Annotated in this window: 13 protein-coding genes and 2 pseudogenes; 9 read left to right on the forward strand and 6 right to left on the reverse strand. The window is 71.5% G+C overall.

Going from position 1 to position 15,614, the window contains the following annotated elements; all coding sequences use genetic code 11:
- Positions 1–10: 10 nt before the first annotated feature.
- Together ACFXGI_RS31190 and ACFXGI_RS31195 are read right to left on the reverse strand one after the other, a co-directional pair.
- Positions 11–436, reverse strand: a complete 426-nt coding sequence (locus ACFXGI_RS31190) for a hypothetical protein (protein WP_384713888.1) — start codon at positions 434–436, stop codon at positions 11–13.
- Positions 433–867, reverse strand: a complete 435-nt coding sequence (locus ACFXGI_RS31195) for a MarR family winged helix-turn-helix transcriptional regulator (protein WP_384713891.1) — start codon at positions 865–867, stop codon at positions 433–435. The genes ACFXGI_RS31190 and ACFXGI_RS31195 overlap by 4 nt, the downstream gene beginning before the upstream one ends.
- An 86-nt stretch (positions 868–953) precedes the next feature.
- On the opposite strand from ACFXGI_RS31195, the pseudogene ACFXGI_RS31200 reads away from it, so the two are divergent.
- Positions 954–1,374, forward strand: a pseudogene (locus ACFXGI_RS31200) (hypothetical protein).
- Here ACFXGI_RS31200 and ACFXGI_RS31205 read toward each other — a convergent pair.
- A complete protein-coding gene (locus ACFXGI_RS31205; protein WP_384713894.1) occupies positions 1,347–2,645 on the reverse strand; it encodes a heparan-alpha-glucosaminide N-acetyltransferase domain-containing protein in 1,299 nt (432 codons plus the stop codon). The pseudogene ACFXGI_RS31200 and the gene ACFXGI_RS31205 sit on opposite strands and share 28 nt — an antisense overlap.
- A 179-nt stretch (positions 2,646–2,824) precedes the next feature.
- Between ACFXGI_RS31205 and ACFXGI_RS31210 the strand changes: the two genes are divergently transcribed.
- Positions 2,825–3,424, forward strand: coding sequence for a hypothetical protein (locus tag ACFXGI_RS31210; protein WP_384713897.1), 600 nt, complete (start codon positions 2,825–2,827; stop codon positions 3,422–3,424).
- Between the two features lie 38 nt (positions 3,425–3,462).
- Here the strand turns inward: ACFXGI_RS31210 and ACFXGI_RS31215 are convergent, their stop codons facing one another.
- Positions 3,463–4,122, reverse strand: coding sequence for a TetR/AcrR family transcriptional regulator (locus tag ACFXGI_RS31215; protein WP_384713900.1), 660 nt, complete (start codon positions 4,120–4,122; stop codon positions 3,463–3,465).
- A gap of 148 nt (positions 4,123–4,270) precedes the next feature.
- Between ACFXGI_RS31215 and ACFXGI_RS31220 the strand changes: the two genes are divergently transcribed.
- The 5 genes from ACFXGI_RS31220 (at position 4,271) to ACFXGI_RS31240 (ending at position 12,789) form a co-directional block, all read left to right on the forward strand.
- Positions 4,271–6,043, forward strand: coding sequence for a glycoside hydrolase family 3 N-terminal domain-containing protein (locus ACFXGI_RS31220; protein WP_384713903.1), 1,773 nt, complete (start codon positions 4,271–4,273; stop codon positions 6,041–6,043).
- Between the two features lie 226 nt (positions 6,044–6,269).
- Positions 6,270–7,010 carry a response regulator transcription factor gene (locus tag ACFXGI_RS31225; RefSeq protein WP_352211794.1) on the forward strand — a complete coding sequence of 247 codons (741 nt, stop codon included), beginning with the start codon at positions 6,270–6,272 and terminating at the stop codon, positions 7,008–7,010.
- 65 nt (positions 7,011–7,075) lie between these two features.
- Positions 7,076–8,128, forward strand: coding sequence for an ATP-binding protein (locus ACFXGI_RS31230; protein ID WP_384713967.1), 1,053 nt, complete (start codon positions 7,076–7,078; stop codon positions 8,126–8,128).
- A 259-nt stretch (positions 8,129–8,387) separates the two neighbouring features.
- Complete coding sequence (locus ACFXGI_RS31235; RefSeq protein WP_384713906.1) at positions 8,388–12,272, forward strand: multifunctional oxoglutarate decarboxylase/oxoglutarate dehydrogenase thiamine pyrophosphate-binding subunit/dihydrolipoyllysine-residue succinyltransferase subunit; 3,885 nt, start codon at positions 8,388–8,390, stop codon at positions 12,270–12,272.
- A gap of 130 nt (positions 12,273–12,402) precedes the next feature.
- Positions 12,403–12,789 (forward strand): hypothetical protein, encoded by a 387-nt coding sequence (locus tag ACFXGI_RS31240; protein WP_384713909.1) that lies wholly within the window; start codon positions 12,403–12,405, stop codon positions 12,787–12,789.
- A 186-nt stretch (positions 12,790–12,975) separates the two neighbouring features.
- Here ACFXGI_RS31240 and ACFXGI_RS31245 read toward each other — a convergent pair whose 3' ends face one another.
- Positions 12,976–13,197 (reverse strand): hypothetical protein, encoded by a 222-nt coding sequence (locus ACFXGI_RS31245; RefSeq protein WP_384713912.1) that lies wholly within the window; start codon positions 13,195–13,197, stop codon positions 12,976–12,978.
- 112 nt (positions 13,198–13,309) lie between these two features.
- Positions 13,310–14,494 carry a helix-turn-helix domain-containing protein gene (locus ACFXGI_RS31250; protein WP_384713915.1) on the reverse strand — a complete coding sequence of 395 codons (1,185 nt, stop codon included), beginning with the start codon at positions 14,492–14,494 and terminating at the stop codon, positions 13,310–13,312.
- Positions 14,495–14,788: 294 nt separating this feature from the next.
- Here ACFXGI_RS31250 and ACFXGI_RS31255 point away from each other — a divergent pair.
- Positions 14,789–14,869: pseudogene (locus ACFXGI_RS31255) on the forward strand (HAD family hydrolase); the annotation flags it as partial.
- A gap of 373 nt (positions 14,870–15,242) precedes the next feature.
- Positions 15,243–15,569, forward strand: a complete 327-nt coding sequence (locus ACFXGI_RS31260; RefSeq protein ID WP_384713918.1) for a hypothetical protein — start codon at positions 15,243–15,245, stop codon at positions 15,567–15,569.
- The last annotated feature ends 45 nt before the right edge of the window (positions 15,570–15,614 follow it).

Below are 15,614 nucleotides of genomic sequence, written 5' to 3' on the forward strand. Positions count from 1 at the left end.
AGGCGGACTCCTAACCGGACTTCTCGGCGGACTCCTGCGAAGGGAACGGAGCGAGGTCGGGCTCGACCCAGCCCGACCTCGCCGGCGCCCCTGCCAGCGTCGCCGGACGGTAGAAACGGGTCAGCAGCCGCTTGTCGAGCAGTGCCGGGTTGCGCCCGAGGAACGCGTCGAAGCCGGCATCGCCCCCGCCGGGCGCGGCCGCGTGGTGTCCGACCAGTTCCACCCAGGCGCGGCTGACCGTGGCGTTGTACTTCTGCGGGGCACCGGCGTAGCGCGCGGTGCGCCGGATTCCCTCACTGACCAGGCCGACGGCCTCGGGCACCCCGCACCGCCGTACGGCCAGCCACGTCAGGTGGACGTGCTCCCGGTGGCCGAACCGCTCCGCGGTCGCCATCACTTCGGCCATCAGCTCCTCGAAGGCGGGGGGCGGGGTCATCGGGACACCTCCGTCATCGCTTGCAGGGCGTCGCGCAGGCCGGCGATCACCTCGGCGGGCAGCCCGCCGAGAGCGCGCCGCTCCAGGCCGGTGACGGCCTCGCGGATGGTGGCGGCGGCCGTGCGCCCGGAAGGCGTCAGCTCGATGAGCACAGCCCGGCGGTCACCGGGGCGGGTGCCGCGGGTGATGTGGCCGCGCCGCTCCAGGCGGTCCAGCACGCTGGTCAGCGTGGTGGGGCGGGTGCCGACGGCCGCCCCCAGCTCGGACACGGTGCGCCCGCGCCCGTCGGCGAGGTTGGCCAGCGCGTTGATCTCGGAGGCGGTCAGGTCCAGGTCGGCCAGCTCCGCGGCGAGGACCTGGAGGGTGGCGTGGGTGGCCCGTTGGAGCGCGAGCAGGGCCGACCATTCGGATGACACGATTTCGGAGTTCACAATTTCGGACTATACGATTTCGTACCATCGGTGGCAAGCAAGGCCCGCACCTCCGGGCCGCTGGGGACACGGCCCAGCGTGCGGTCATGGATCCGGAAACGATCACTGTCCCGGACGCCCGCGAGTGGACCCCCGACCCGGAGCCGGTGCACCGCATGCTCTCCGAGCCGGTCGCCGGCGGCGCGGCCCTCGGCCGGGTCGACCCGCCCTCGCCGGACGAGATCGCGCGGCTGCTCGACCGGGTGCCGGCGGCCGCCCGGTCCGGGGACGCTGCCCTGCGCGTCGCCCACCTGGGCGGTCGCCTCGTCGGACTGGGCTACCGGCAGCGCTGCGCCCGTCCGACGCACCGGCCGCACGCCGATCTTCGGCTTCACCGAGTACGGGCGCCTCCCCGGCTGCGTCGCCGTAGGGGACCGCCGCTACGACGAGGTGTTCTGTATGCCGGACCTCCGGGCCGACCGGCCGAAGGAGCCGCGCCCTCAAGGACAGTGGCCCGGCCGGGCGTAGACGGAGATCCGGGCGCCCCGGACCTCGTCCGTCGAGCACAGGTCGAAGTGCGAGGCCAGCGTCTGGCGTTTGACCGCCTCGCGGGGGTACGGGTCCAGCGGCTGGTCCGCCGGGTCCGTGAGGGCCACCACCCGGGGGGCGTCCACCAGGCGGGTCCAGATCCGCGCCGTCGGGAGCTCCGTGCCCTGGAGGCTGCGCGAAGCCGCCGGGGTGCGGTCCAGGGCCAGGTCGCGCAGGCTCCCGTACAGCCCGGGCGAGGACAGCAGCCACTCGCGCCGCCGTGAGGGCATGAACAGCACGGCGTCTCCCGGCCGCGCCCGTTCCCGTACGGCGGCGGCCACCGCGAGCACGTCGTCCTTGCGGCTCTCGGGCGTGCGCAGCCACACCGACCACCACCCGAACGGCACCAGCAGGGCGCCCACCAGCAGCCACGGCCACCACCCCCGGGCCGCCGCCAGCCGGGCCCCGGCGAGGAGGGCGAGCCCGGCCAGCGCGTAGAGCACGTACCGGTCCACGTACCAGGGGTGGACGAGGGAGACCGCCATGAGCAGGCCGGGCGGGACGAGGGTCAGCGGCAGGGCGACCCGGACCAGCTCCCGCGGTACGGCCGGGCTCCGCGCGAGCAGCAGGGCGGCCGCCGCGACCACCCCGTACGCCGCCCAGTCCCGCCAGCTCGGCCTGCCGAGCCAGCCCAGCTGCTGCTCCGCCTGCCGGGCGCTCACCACGGCCAGCGGCAGCAGCAGGGCGACCACCGCGGCGGCGCTCCACCGCCAGCCGCGCGAGCGCCAGGCGGCGACCCCGTGCGCGAGGAGGGCCAGTACGGCGAACTCGTGCAGCCAGCAGCCCAGCAGCAGGACCACGGCGTACGCAACCCACCGCTCGCGCAGCATCAGGTACGTCGCCCACACCACGGCGGCCGCGACGAGGGCGTACGAGCGCCCCTCCTGCGCGTACATCTGCACGGGCGGCAGCACGGCGTAGGCCGCCCCGGACCACAGCGCGGCCCGCTCTCCCGCCAGCCGGTGCGCGACGGCGGCCACCCCGGCGGCCGCGAGGGCGGTGGCGGCGACCGACGGCAGGCGCAGCGCCCACAGGCCGCCCGCGCCCGGCCCGCCGCCCGGCCCGGCTCCCCCGCCGTCCCAGGCCGCGAACACCGCGTGCATCAGCAGGTAGTACAGACCGTGCACGGCGTCGACCTGCCCGACCAGCTCCCAGATCCCGCCGAGCGGCCGGTGCGCCACCTGCCAGGTGACGGACTCGTCGCGCCACATGCTGCCGCGGCCGTCCGCGCCGGCGCGCTCCAGGCCCCAGAGGCCGAGGAGGACGGCGAGCAGCGGCGGCAGCCGGCGCCAGGCGGCGGTGCGGCGGATGTCGTCCTCCTGGTGTCTTCCGTGCGGGTGGTGCCGACTCCATACTCGGGGGTCGGCCCGAAGACCTCCGGGGGTGGGGTGTGCGCGCGTTCCGAGCGGTGGCGGCGGTGCTGCTGAGTGCGGTGGTCCTGGCGGGGTGCGGGTCGGGGGGCGGCGGGTCGGACAAGCCGTCCGCGAAGCCCCCGCCGGGCGGCGGCGGCAGCCCCGCGACGTCGGCCTCCGCTTCGGCCCGGCCGTCTTCCGACCCCGCGTCCCCGAGCACGACCGGCGCACCGCCGGGGAAGCCGACGGGCGCCCCGAGCGCCTCGTCGGCGCCCGTCTCCCCCGGTCCCTCCTCGGCGCTGGAGCGCCTGGTCACGGTCACCCGGACCGGCGGCTACGCCGGGAAGTCGAGCACCCTGCTGGTCAAGGGCGACGGCTCGTGGACCCGGCTGGACCGGCAGATGCGCCCGGCCGGCACCGGGAAGCTGCCGGCGGACCGGGAGGCGAAGCTGCGCACGGCGCTCGCGCAGGCGGACCTCGCGCGCCTGCCGAGGTTCCCGACGGGCGGCCCGGCGGTGTTCGACGGGTTCGTCTACACCTTCGTGCACGGCGGCCACGAGGTCACCGCGGCCCAGGAGTCCCTGACCCCGGCCCTGCGCGGCGTCCTGGCCGAACTGCCCCCGTTCGAGGAGGGCTAGGTCGGGGACACCCCCGGGGGGACCTTTCGGATCAGGCTCTACGCGCCGGCCGCCAGGCCCGTGCCCGCCGTCGAGATCCCGCGCAGCTGCCGGTCCAGGTACGCGCGCAGCAGCGCCGGCATGTCCACCGCCTCGGGGGCCAGCACCCACTGGATCTGGAGCCCGTCCATGACGGCCAGGGTCTCGCGGGCGACGGCCTCGCAGTCGGTGCCGGGCCGCAGCTCGCCCCGCGCGACGCCGGTCTCCAGGAGCCGGACGTTGTGGGCGAGCACCCGGGCGTAGCGCCGCGTGAAGTACGCGTGCGCCGGGTGGCCGGGGTTCCCGGATTCGCCGACCAGCGTGTTGTACATCCGTACGAGGCCGGGCCGGCGGGCATTGTCCGCGGCCAGGGCGACGACGGTGGCGTAGTACGTGGCGACGGACTCGGCCGGCTCGCCGAACAGCCGCTCCACGTCGTGCTGCTCGCTCTGCGCCAGCACGGACAGCAGCAGGTCCTCCTTGCCGCGGAAGTGGTGCAGCAGCCCGCCCTGCGTGATGCCGCAGTCCTGGGCGATGCGGGCGAGCGAGGAGGCGTTGAAGCCCCACTGCGCGAAGTGCTCCACCGCGGTGTCGAGGATCTTGCGGCGGCGGGCGTCGCCCACCGCGTAAGTGCCGCGGCCGGCGGCCTTCGGGGCGTCCGCCTCCTTGCGCTGTGCCATGCGAACCACCCTAGGGGGTGCCCGGCCCCGCCTCCGGAGGGGGTGATTCAGGTCACTTTCCAAAACCTAGTGGGTACAAGGTTTTCGCGCTTACGGTGGTGCGCACCCTCCCCGGAACCGCCGCACCGCACCCAGGAGCCGTACGCCGATGAACGCCACGACCCCCGCCGCCATCCCCCCGTACAAGGACGCCGCCCTCCCCGTGGACCTGCGCGTGGCGGACCTGCTCTCCCGGATGACTCCGGAGGAGAAGGCCGGCCAGCTCTTCCACTCCATGCTGATGATGAATCCGGACGGCACCCCGGTCACCGAGACCGACGGCTCGATGCTCCCGTTCACCACGCCCGAACTGATCGGGAACCGGTTCATCAGCCACTTCAACCTGCTCGGCACGTACGGCGCCCGCGAGATGGCCCAGTGGCAGAACGCGGTGCAGGAGATGGCCGCGGCCACCCGCCTCGGGATCCCGGTCACCCTCTCGACCGACCCCCGGCACGCCTTCACCGACAACGTCGGCGCCTCCTTCAACGCCGGCGCCTTCTCCGCCTGGCCGGAGGCCCTGGGCCTGGCCGCGATCGGCGACCCGGAGCTGGTCTTCCGCTTCGCGGACACCGTCCGCCGCGAGTACCTGGCCGTCGGCTTCCGCGTCGCCCTGCACCCGCAGATAGACCTGGCGAGCGAGCCCCGCTGGGCCCGCCAGACGGGCACCTTCGGCTCGGACGCGCGACTCACCGCCGAGCTGGTGCAGGCGTACGTACGAGGCCTGCAGGGCCCGGAGCTCGGTCCCGGGTCCGTCTCGGCGATGGTCAAGCACTTCCCCGGCGGCGGCCCGCAGAAGGACGGCGAGGACCCGCACTTCGCGCACGGCAAGGAGCAGGTCTACCCGGGCGGGATGCGCGAGCACCACCTGGAGCCGTTCAAGGCGGCCATCGCCGCCGGCTGCGCGCAGATGATGCCGTACTACGGCCAGCCGATCGGCACGGACTGGGAGGAGGTCGGCTTCGGCTTCAACAAGGGCGTGGTCACGGGCCTGCTCCGGGAGGAGCTGGGCTTCGAGGGGATCGTCTGCACCGACTGGGGGCTGCTCAACGACTCGTCGATCTTCGGCGAGGTCCACCCGGCCCGGGCCTGGGGCGTGGAGCACCTGTCGGTCTCCGAGCGGGCGGCGCGCGCGCTGGACGCCGGCTCCGACCAGTTCGGCGGGGAGCAGTGCCCCGAGGTGATCGTGGAGCTGGTCCGCTCGGGGCGGATCCCGCAGTCCCGGATCGACGCGTCGGTGGCGCGGCTGCTGCGCGAGAAGTTCGTACTGGGCCTGTTCGAGAACCCGTACGTGGACCCGGACGCGGCGGCGGAGACGGTCGGCCGGGCCGATTTCGCGGCGGCGGGGGCGGCGGCCCAGCGCCGCTCGCTGACGCCGCTGACCAACCCCGGCGGCTTCCTGCCGCTCGCCGGGACGCCGAAGCTGTACGTGGAGGGCGTGGACGAGGCCGTCGCGGCCGGGTACGGCGAGGTGGTGTCCGACCCGGGGGCGGCGGACGTGGCGGTGCTGCGGCTGCGCACCCCGTACGAGCCGCGGGAGAACATGTTCGAGTCCTTCTTCCACTCGGGCTCACTGGCCTACCCGGAGCCGGAGCTGTCCCGGATCCTGGCCCTGCTGGCCCGTGTACCCACCCTGGTCTGCATCAATCTGGAGCGGGCCGCCGTGATCCCGGAGATCGCCGAGCGGGCGGCGGCGCTGATCGCGGACTACGGCGCCGAGGACTCCGCGCTGCTGGACGTGGCCTTCGGCCGGGCCGCGGCGGAGGGCCGGCTGCCCTTCGAGCTGCCGCGGTCGATGGCGGCGGTGGAGGCCTCGCGGCCGGACGTGCCGAACGACACCGTCGACCCTGTGTTCCCGTACGGGCACGGGCTGTCCCTGTAGGGGGTCGACAAAAGTGTCCCCACATGCGCGCGGTGGTTGACGATCACCGCGCACCGGGTGGCCGTGCCGTGGGGGGACGGCCACCCGGCATCACCTCCCATATCCGCATTCCCGCCGTAATCGGAACCTCTGGTTCCGCCCCTTTCCCTGTCTGAACCCCGCATAGCCGCAGTCCGGTGCCTCCTCTACGCTGCACCCCTACCACGCGGATCTTCAGGGGCGGGACATGGAACAGACACACACCACCCACAGCGGAGCCGCGGCCACCCCCGGCGCTCAACGGCGCGTGCTCGTGGTCGAGGACGACCGTACGATCGCCGACGCCATCGCGGCCCGGCTGCGCGCCGAGGGCTTCCAGGTGCAGGCCGCGTTCGACGGACCGGCCGCCGTGGCGGCGGCCGAGAGCTGGCAGCCCGAGCTGCTGGTCCTCGACGTGATGCTGCCCGGCTTCGACGGCCTGGAGGTCTGCCGCCGGGTCCAGGCCCAGCGGCCGGTGCCGGTGCTCATGCTCACCGCGCGGGACGACGAGACCGACATGCTGGTCGGGCTCGGGGTCGGCGCGGACGACTACATGACGAAGCCGTTCTCGATGCGCGAGCTCGCGGCGCGGGTCCACGTCCTGCTGCGGCGCGTGGAGCGGGCCACCCTGGCCGCCACCGCCCCGCGCGGGGCCACCCTGCGCCTGGGCGACCTCGAGATCGACCACGCGCAGCGCCGGGTCCGGGTCCAGACCGAGGACGTGCACCTGACGCCGACCGAGTTCGACCTGCTGGTCTGCCTGGCCGGGACCCCTCGGGCGGTGCTCTCGCGGGAGCAGCTGCTCGCCGAGGTCTGGGACTGGGCCGACGCGTCCGGGACCCGTACGGTCGACAGCCACATCAAGGCCCTGCGCCGCAAGATCGGGGCGGAGCGGATCCGTACGGTCCACGGCGTCGGGTACGCCCTGGAGACCCCGGCGCAGGCGTGAGCACCGGGCGGGATCGAGGGCGCGGCGTCGGCCGCTCCGGTGGAGCCGGTGCTCGCACCGGGGGGCTGCGGCCGTTCTCCCCGTTCTCGATCAAGACCAAGCTGGGCACGCTCGTCGTGGTCTCGGTCTTCATCACCACGGGCCTGCTGATGGTGGCGGTGCGCACGAGCACCGAGTTCCGGTTCATCACGGTGTTCTCGGTGATCGCCTCGATGCTGATCACGCAGTTCGTGGCGCACAGCCTGACCGCGCCGCTGGACGAGATGACCACGGTGGCCCGGGCGATATCCGACGGCGACTACACGCGCCGGGTGCGCGGGGCCGGGCGCCGCGACGAGCTGGGCGACCTGGCCTCCACGATCAACCTGATGGCGGACGACCTGGAGGCGGTGGACCGGCACCGCAAGGAGCTGGTCGCCAACGTCTCGCACGAGCTGCGCACGCCGATCGCGGCGCTGCGGGCGGTGCTGGAGAACGTGGTGGACGGGGTCTCGGCCGCCGATCCCGAGACCATGCGCACGATGCTGAAGCAGACCGAGCGCCTGGGCCGGCTCGTGGAGACGCTGCTGGACCTGTCCCGGGTGGACAACGGGGTAGTGCCGCTGAAGGCGCGCCGCTTCGAGGTGTGGCCGTACCTGTCGGGGGTCCTGAAGGAATCGGGCCTCGCGGCGGCCGGCCGGCCGGGCCTGTCCTCCGGCTCGGGCGGGCACACCCGCAACGACGTACACCTGCACCTGGACGTGTTCCCGCCCGGCCTCACGGCGTACGCGGACGCCGAGCGCCTGCACCAGGTGGTGGCGAACCTGATCGACAACGCGGTCAAGCACAGCCCGCCGCACGGCCGGGTCACGGTCCGGGCCCGGGAGGGCGAAGCGCCCGGGAGCCTGGCGCTGGAGGTACGGGACGAGGGCCCGGGCATCCCGGAGGCCGAGCGGCACCGGGTCTTCGAGCGGTTCAACCGGGGCGGCGCGAACGGCGGCGACGGGGGCACCGGACTGGGGCTGGCGATCGCCCGCTGGGCCGTCGGCCTGCACGGAGGGCATATCGGGGTGGCCGAATCGTCACGCGGCTGCCGCATCCTCGTCACGCTTCCGGGCAGCTCCCCGGCGCCACATTGACGTAGGGTTCGAATGCGTAGGACATGATCTCGGCCACACGTGCCCGGGGTCCGTCAGGGGTGCGAAGCCATGGGGGCCGCAACCACGCTGCCCCCTACCCGAACCAGGCTGGTTTCCCGCCATTCAGAGCGGCGAAACCCGCCGTTCGGTGTGACCTACATGACGTATCTCCCGCCCGGTCTGCATCCACCGGCCAGGGAGGCGTAGCCTTTATTCCCGCTGTCCATACCTTGTGAAGCGGAAGAGGGCGGTTGCCGCCGTGTCGCCACAGTCCCCCAGTAACCCGAGCACCACGACCGAAGCAGCAGAGGGCGGGAAGACCCCTGCCTCAGGCTTCGGTGCCAACGAGTGGCTCGTCGACGAGATCTATCAGCAGTACCTCCAGGACCCGAATTCGGTCGACCGGGCCTGGTGGGACTTCTTCGCCGACTACAAGCCGGGGGGCGCTGCGTCTCCGGTGAAGCCGGACGAGCCCAGGAAGTCCCCGACGACGGACGGCGCCTCCGCACAGGCCGCCGCCGCTGTCGCCCCGCAGGTCTCCGTCGCCGCCGCCACGGGGGCGGCGAGCGCCGCGCCGACTCCTGCCGCCGCGCCCACGCCTGTGTCAGCTCCTGCCCCTGCTCCTGCCACCCCCTCTGGTGCCCCTGCTGTGACTGTCACCTCCCAGGCCCAGGCCGCCGCACCGGCCGCCGCAGCCCCTCAGGCCCCGGCTCCGGCCGCCGCCGCCCCCGTCGCCGCCCAGAAGGCCGCGCCCGCCGCCGAGGCCCCCGCGGGCCCCGAGCTGGTGACGCTCCGCGGCCCGGCGGCCGCCGTGGCCAAGAACATGAACGCCTCCCTCGACGTCCCGACGGCCACGTCCGTCCGCGCCGTCCCGGTGAAGCTGCTGTTCGACAACCGCATCGTCATCAACAACCACCTGAAGCGCGCCCGGGGCGGGAAGATCTCCTTCACGCACCTGATCGGCTACGCGATGGTGCAGGCCATCAAGGCCATGCCGTCGATGAACTACTCCTTCGCGGAGAAGGACGGCAAGCCCACCCTGGTCAAGCCGGAGCACGTGAACTTCGGCCTCGCGATCGACCTGGTGAAGCCGAACGGCGACCGCCAGCTCGTCGTCGCCGGCATCAAGAAGGCCGAGACCCTCAACTTCTTCGAGTTCTGGCAGGCGTACGAGGACATCGTCCGCCGCGCCCGCGTCGGCAAGCTGACGATGGACGACTTCACCGGCGTCACCGTCTCGCTGACCAACCCCGGCGGCCTGGGCACCGTCCACTCCGTGCCCCGCCTGATGCCCGGACAGTCGGTCATCATGGGCGTCGGCTCCATGGACTACCCCGCCGAGTTCCAGGGCACCTCGCAGGACACCCTGAACAAGCTGGGCATCTCCAAGGTCATGACCCTGACCTCGACGTACGACCACCGGGTCATCCAGGGCGCGGCCTCCGGCGAGTTCCTGCGCATCGTCGCGAACATGCTGCTCGGCGAGAGCGGCTTCTACGACGACGTGTTCGAGGCCCTGCGCATCCCGTACGAGCCCGTCCGCTGGCTCCGGGACATCGACGCCTCGCACGACGACGACGTCACGAAGGCCGCCCGCGTCTTCGAGCTGATCCACTCCTACCGGGTCCGCGGCCACGTCATGGCCGACACCGACCCGCTGGAGTACAAGCAGCGCAAGCACCCCGACCTCGACATCACCGAGCACGGCCTCACCCTGTGGGACCTGGAGCGCGAGTTCGCGGTCGGCGGCTTCTCCGGCAAGTCGATGATGAAGCTCCGCGACATCCTCGGCGTCCTGCGCGACTCGTACTGCCGCACCACCGGCGTCGAGTTCATGCACATCCAGGACCCGAAGCAGCGCCGCTGGATCCAGGACCGCATCGAGCGCCCGCACTCCAAGCCGGAGCGCGAGGAGCAGCTGCGCATCCTGCGCCGCCTGAACGCGGCGGAGGCCTTCGAGACCTTCCTGCAGACGAAGTACGTCGGCCAGAAGCGCTTCTCGCTGGAGGGCGGCGAGTCCGTCATCCCGCTGCTCGACGCCGTCATCGACTCGGCCGCCGAGGCCCGCCTCGACGAGGTCGCGATCGGCATGGCCCACCGCGGCCGCCTGAACGTGCTCGCGAACATCGTCGGCAAGTCGTACGCGCAGATCTTCCGCGAGTTCGAGGGCAACCTCGACCCGAAGTCCATGCACGGCTCCGGTGACGTCAAGTACCACCTGGGCGCCGAGGGCACCTTCACGGGCCTGGACGGGGAGCAGATCAAGGTCTCGCTCGTCGCCAACCCCTCGCACCTGGAGGCGGTGGACCCGGTCCTGGAGGGCGTCGTCCGCGCCAAGCAGGACGTCATCAACAAGGGCGGCACGGACTTCACCGTCCTGCCCGTCGCCCTGCACGGTGACGCGGCCTTCGCCGGCCAGGGTGTCGTCGCCGAGACCCTGAACATGTCGCAGCTGCGCGGCTACCGCACCGGCGGCACCGTCCACGTCGTGATCAACAACCAGGTCGGCTTCACCGCCGCCCCGGAGTCCTCGCGTTCCTCGATGTACGCGACCGACGTGGCCCGCATGATCGAGGCGCCGATCTTCCACGTGAACGGCGACGACCCGGAGGCCGTGGTCCGCATCGCGCGGCTCGCCTTCGAGTTCCGTCAGGCGTTCAACAAGGACGTCGTGATCGACCTCATCTGCTACCGCCGCCGCGGTCACAACGAGTCGGACAACCCGGCGTTCACGCAGCCGCTGATGTACGACCTGATCGACAAGAAGCGCTCGGTGCGCAAGCTGTACACCGAGTCCCTCATCGGTCGCGGCGACATCACGCTGGAAGAGGCGGAGCAGGCGCTCCAGGACTTCCAGGGCCAGCTGGAGAAGGTCTTCGCGGAGGTCCGCGAGGCCGCCACGCAGCCCGTCGGCGCCCCGGTGCCGCCCGCGCAGACCGCGCAGGAGTTCCCGGTCACGGTGAACACCGCCATCTCGCAGGACGCCGTCAAGCGGATCGCCGAGTCCCAGGTCAACATCCCGGACCACGTCACCGTGCACCCGCGTCTGCTGCCGCAGCTGCAGCGCCGTGCCGCGATGATCGACGACGGCACCATCGACTGGGGCATGGGCGAGACCCTCGCCTTCGGCTCGCTGCTGATGGAGGGCACCCCGGTCCGGCTGTCCGGCCAGGACTCCCGCCGCGGTACGTTCGGCCAGCGCCACGCGGTCCTCATCGACCGGGAGACCGGCGAGGACTACACCCCGCTGCAGTACCTGTCGGACGAGCAGGCCCGCTACAACGTCTACGACTCGCTGCTCTCCGAGTACGCGGCCATGGGCTTCGAGTACGGCTACTCGCTGGCCCGCCCGGACGCGCTGGTCCTCTGGGAGGCCCAGTTCGGTGACTTCGTCAACGGCGCGCAGACCGTCGTCGACGAGTTCATCTCCTCGGCGGAGCAGAAGTGGGGCCAGACCAGCGGCGTCACCCTCCTCCTCCCGCACGGCTACGAGGGCCAGGGCCCGGACCACTCGTCCGCCCGCCCGGAGCGCTTCCTCCAGATGTGCGCGCAGGACAACATGACGGTCGCCATGCCGACCCTGCCGTCGAACTACTTCCACCTGCTGCGCTGGCAGGTCCACAACCCGCACCACAAGCCGCTCATCGTCTTCACCCCGAAGTCGATGCTGCGCCTGAAGGCGGCGGCGTCGAAGGCGGAGGAGTTCACGAACGGTTCCTTCCGTCCGGTCATCGGCGACACCACGGTGGACCCGAACGCGGTCCGCAAGGTCGTCTTCTGCGCGGGCAAGGTCTACTACGACCTGGAGGCCGAGCGGGAGAAGCGCGGCATCACGGACACCGCGATCATCCGCATCGAGCGGCTGTACCCGCTGGCAGGTGCCGAGATCCAGGCGGAGATCGCCAAGTTCCCGAACGCGGCGAAGTACATCTGGGCGCAGGAAGAGCCGGCGAACCAGGGTGCGTGGCCGTTCATCGCGCTGAACCTGATCGACCACCTCGACCTGGCGGTCGGCGCGGACGTCCCGGCGGGCGAGCGCCTGCGGCGCATCTCGCGCCCGCACGGCTCCTCCCCCGCGGTGGGCTCGGCGAAGCGCCACCAGGCGGAGCAGCAGCTCCTCCTGAACGAGGTCTTCGAGGCGTAGTCGCTGCGCTGACCCGAACGACGGAAGGCCCGGCCCCCCCCACACACGGGGGCCGGGCCTTCCGGCTGTCCGGGGCCGATCTTTGTACATGCCACCCCGGGCGGGTATCTTCGCGCCGCACATCGTTGACGTGCGCGATCCCGAATGGAGTCTCTTGCAAGACGATCAGATGGCCGCCGGCCTCGTCGGTCTGCTCCTCGTTGCCGTCGAGATCCTCGCACCCCTGGCAGGAGCCGTGGCGGCAGCCCTGGCGATCCGCCGACGAGGCCGCAATGCCCGACTCGCCATGGTGGGCTGCCTGGTCATGCTGCCCGGGCCGATCGTGTCCACCGTCGGCATGGCGGTGGGTTTGGAACCCCTCATGCGCGCCGTCGGGACCTACATGGCCGGGTATGTGCTCACGGCGATGACGCTGCCCTTCCACCTCGTCGGCTTCGGGCTCATCCTCACCGGAGCACTTTCCGAGCCGAGGCAACAACCACTCCCGCAATCGCCTAAGCCGGTCGAGTCGCGCTGACGCACAGCACGTCGGCTCAGCGGGCCCGCAGTTCGGGGTGGTGTCTCACGATCAGCACGTTCATGTCGCTGACGCGCGAGCGGTCACGGTCCACGTGGGCCTGGAATCGGGCCAAGACGTGAGCGGCACACTCTGCGCAGGAGTCCGGGGGGACCGGCAGCCGCGGGAACAGGTCGGCTGGCTCCATCAGACGGCCTCGATGTTGGCCACGGCGGTGGAGATCTCCCGCCCGGACGGGCCCCGGACGTACGCCAGCCTCACCCAACGCTCGCGGACCGGGTCGTCGGAGACGTCCTCACGGACCACGGCCATGAGCTCCCCTTCGACACCGGACGCGATGTCCCGCACCCGCTTGTGGAGCAGCGCATGAGGAACGTCCTCGAAGGGTCGGGGTACTGCTTCATGCATCACGGGGTCTCACTCCTGCCTCGTCTGCGGGTGGGTGAGACGAGTGTGGGAGCACGACAAGGCCCCGGCTATCACGACATATTGATAGTCGGGGCCAAGGATTCACAGAGCGCTATGCGCCCAGCCAGGACCCGTACGACAGGAAGGAGTCGGGGAGTTGGCGGCGGGCCGCCTCCAGGCCGGCATAGGTCTCGCGGACCGTCTGGTGATAGCGGGCCTGTTGCGGCGCGGACTTTCTCGCCTTCAGCAAGTTCTGGAACGACCCGTCGAGGTCCCCGGTCCACATCTGTGCTCGGGCCACCTCCGCGTAGTGGTGCGACCGACGGGACCGCGGCCAGTCGGCCGGCACCGTCACACTCCGGCCCGCCTGCGCGGCCCGCCCGTACTCGTCGAGCTCGGCAAGCACGCTGACCCGGTGCACGGCAACGTTCGTCGGCCCGAATGCCAGCCAGTGCGTGCTGACCGCCTCGCCCGTACCGGCGGCGATCCGCTCCGCTTCGGCGAGGTGTCCCTCAGCGCGGCTTCCGTCCTTCGACCGGCCGGCCATCACCGCTGCGCCGAGGTGCAGCTGCCCGGTGACGACCTCCCGTTCCCGGGACGGGTCCGCCTGCGCCAAGGTGCGCAGTCCGAGGTCCACCAGGCGCTCCCCGGTGCGGTACTCGCCGTCCCTGAGGTAGGTGAGCGCGCGCATGTACCGGTACATGCCGCCGAACACCGCGTCGGAGCCACGCTCGGCCGCCCAGTCCATACGGGCCAGAGCAAGCGCGGCGAGGTCGTAGTAGCCGAGCTTGGTGGCGACGTCGTAGGCGGTGCGGTACAGGCTGGCCAGCAGCAGCCATCGGTCCCGGCCCGGCGCCGCATGGGCGGCCGTGGTGACCTCCTGGATGAGCGCGGGGAGCCGGCCGGCGGTCTGCTTGATCTCCCCGGCCCTGACCGCGACGAGGAGGGCCTCGGCGTCGTCGGTGAGGAGTTGGTGCGCTCGCGGGGCGATGTCCGGGTCGGCGCCGAGGTCGTACACATCGAGGGCCTCGCGGATCGGCCGGATCAGGATGTCCAGCTCGTCGGCACGGAGTTCGGTGGCGTACGGCTGTCCGGTGATCATGTCGACGGACACCCGAAGGGCGCGGGCCACCGCGGCGATCAGGTGCGGGCTGGCCGGAACGACGCCCTGTTCGGTCTTGGTGTAGGTGCTGTAGGGGACCTGGGACAGATCCGATACGGCCTGCTGTGTGAGGTGGCGTTCCAGGCGCAGGCGCTTCATGCGCGCGCCGGTGTGGTCGTTCGGTAGAGAGTGCATGCTGGCTCCCGTTCAGACTCGACACCTGAACGGTACCGGCACAGGGTGAAATCCCCTTCTCGGCCGAAGGCTGGGGGGCTGCGGTATCAACCGACAGGACAGGAGGGCTTGATGGGGACGATCCTCAAGGGCATGAACCGCGTTCGGCGATCCTCGAACACGGCAATCCTCCACAGAACGAGGTGCAACGTGCAGCTCACCGAGCCGTACTCAGCGGCAGGGACACTGCGAGTGCACTGGCCACTGGCGACGATCCGTCGGTAAGGGCGGCGGCTCGCGCCCTGGTGTCAGCGTTCGACGGCCACACCTAAGCTGGAGGGTGGCGACCCCGCGCGTGCCGCGTTCCTCGCCGTGTGGCACGACACCCAGGAGACCGACGAGCTGCTCGCCCAGGGACCGCTGGACTGGCTCCGGAACGCCCTCGGTGAGAAGGCTTGACACCGTGGATGGCCATCCGCTCACGCACCCTTGGGGCGATCAACGGCTCCTGATGCACTGGTGGTCGCCGTTTCATGCGGTTAGAGCCGCGATCGGGCAGCCGATGATCTTACCGATTTCTGACGCACCCTCCTGAAACGCCCACAAGTCCCCTGCCGCCTCTAGCGTGTTCGTACATCCCGGGTACGACCGGTCGGCGCGAGCCGCGCCCGATGCCGGTTCGGATCCGGGGAAGTACGGAATTACTACAGCTGGAGGAAACGTGTCTCGAACCGTCAAGCGGAGCACCAGGCTGGCAACGGTCACCGGGATGGTGGCAGCGGTCAGCGCGGGCATGTTCGTGACCGCACCCGCGAGCCAGGCGGCACCGGTCGCGGCCTTCCGCCTCAGCAACTTCTCCGCGACCATCGCGAACATCTGCGTCCACACGGACGTCGCGACGAAGTGCTCGGGAAACATAGCGGCAGGAAAGAGCGAGGTTTACAAGGTGGAGTACAAGGGGGCCAACAACTGGTACTGCACTTCGACCGCGAAGGGGCTGACCGGCACCGCCAGCACTCCCTATTTCAGCAGGGCCAACGTGAAGGAATGCGCGGAGGTCGGCAACATCTTCGGAGCCAGCATTCAGCTCAAGTGACCATCCGCCTCATATTACGGCTGGGCGATCCGGAGGACTCCAGCG

The organism is Streptomyces sp. NPDC059355, assembly GCF_042752335.1.
Classification (GTDB): Bacteria; Actinomycetota; Actinomycetes; order Streptomycetales; family Streptomycetaceae; genus Streptomyces.

Excerpts from the sequence above, each read along its gene's own strand:
- ACFXGI_RS31190 (WP_384713888.1), bottom strand. The coding sequence starts at position 436 with ATGACCCCGCCCCCCGCCTTCGAGGAGCTGATGGCCGAAGTGATGGCG.
- ACFXGI_RS31205 (WP_384713894.1), bottom strand. The coding sequence starts at position 2,645 with ATGTGGCGCGACGAGTCCGTCACCTGGCAGGTGGCGCACCGGCCGCTC.
- ACFXGI_RS31215 (WP_384713900.1), bottom strand. The coding sequence starts at position 4,122 with ATGGCACAGCGCAAGGAGGCGGACGCCCCGAAGGCCGCCGGCCGCGGC.
- ACFXGI_RS31220 (WP_384713903.1), top strand. The coding sequence starts at position 4,271 with ATGAACGCCACGACCCCCGCCGCCATCCCCCCGTACAAGGACGCCGCC.
- ACFXGI_RS31225 (WP_352211794.1), top strand. The coding sequence starts at position 6,270 with ATGGAACAGACACACACCACCCACAGCGGAGCCGCGGCCACCCCCGGC.
- ACFXGI_RS31245 (WP_384713912.1), bottom strand. The coding sequence starts at position 13,197 with ATGCATGAAGCAGTACCCCGACCCTTCGAGGACGTTCCTCATGCGCTG.
- ACFXGI_RS31250 (WP_384713915.1), bottom strand. The coding sequence starts at position 14,494 with ATGCACTCTCTACCGAACGACCACACCGGCGCGCGCATGAAGCGCCTG.
- ACFXGI_RS31260 (WP_384713918.1), top strand. The coding sequence starts at position 15,243 with ATGGTGGCAGCGGTCAGCGCGGGCATGTTCGTGACCGCACCCGCGAGC.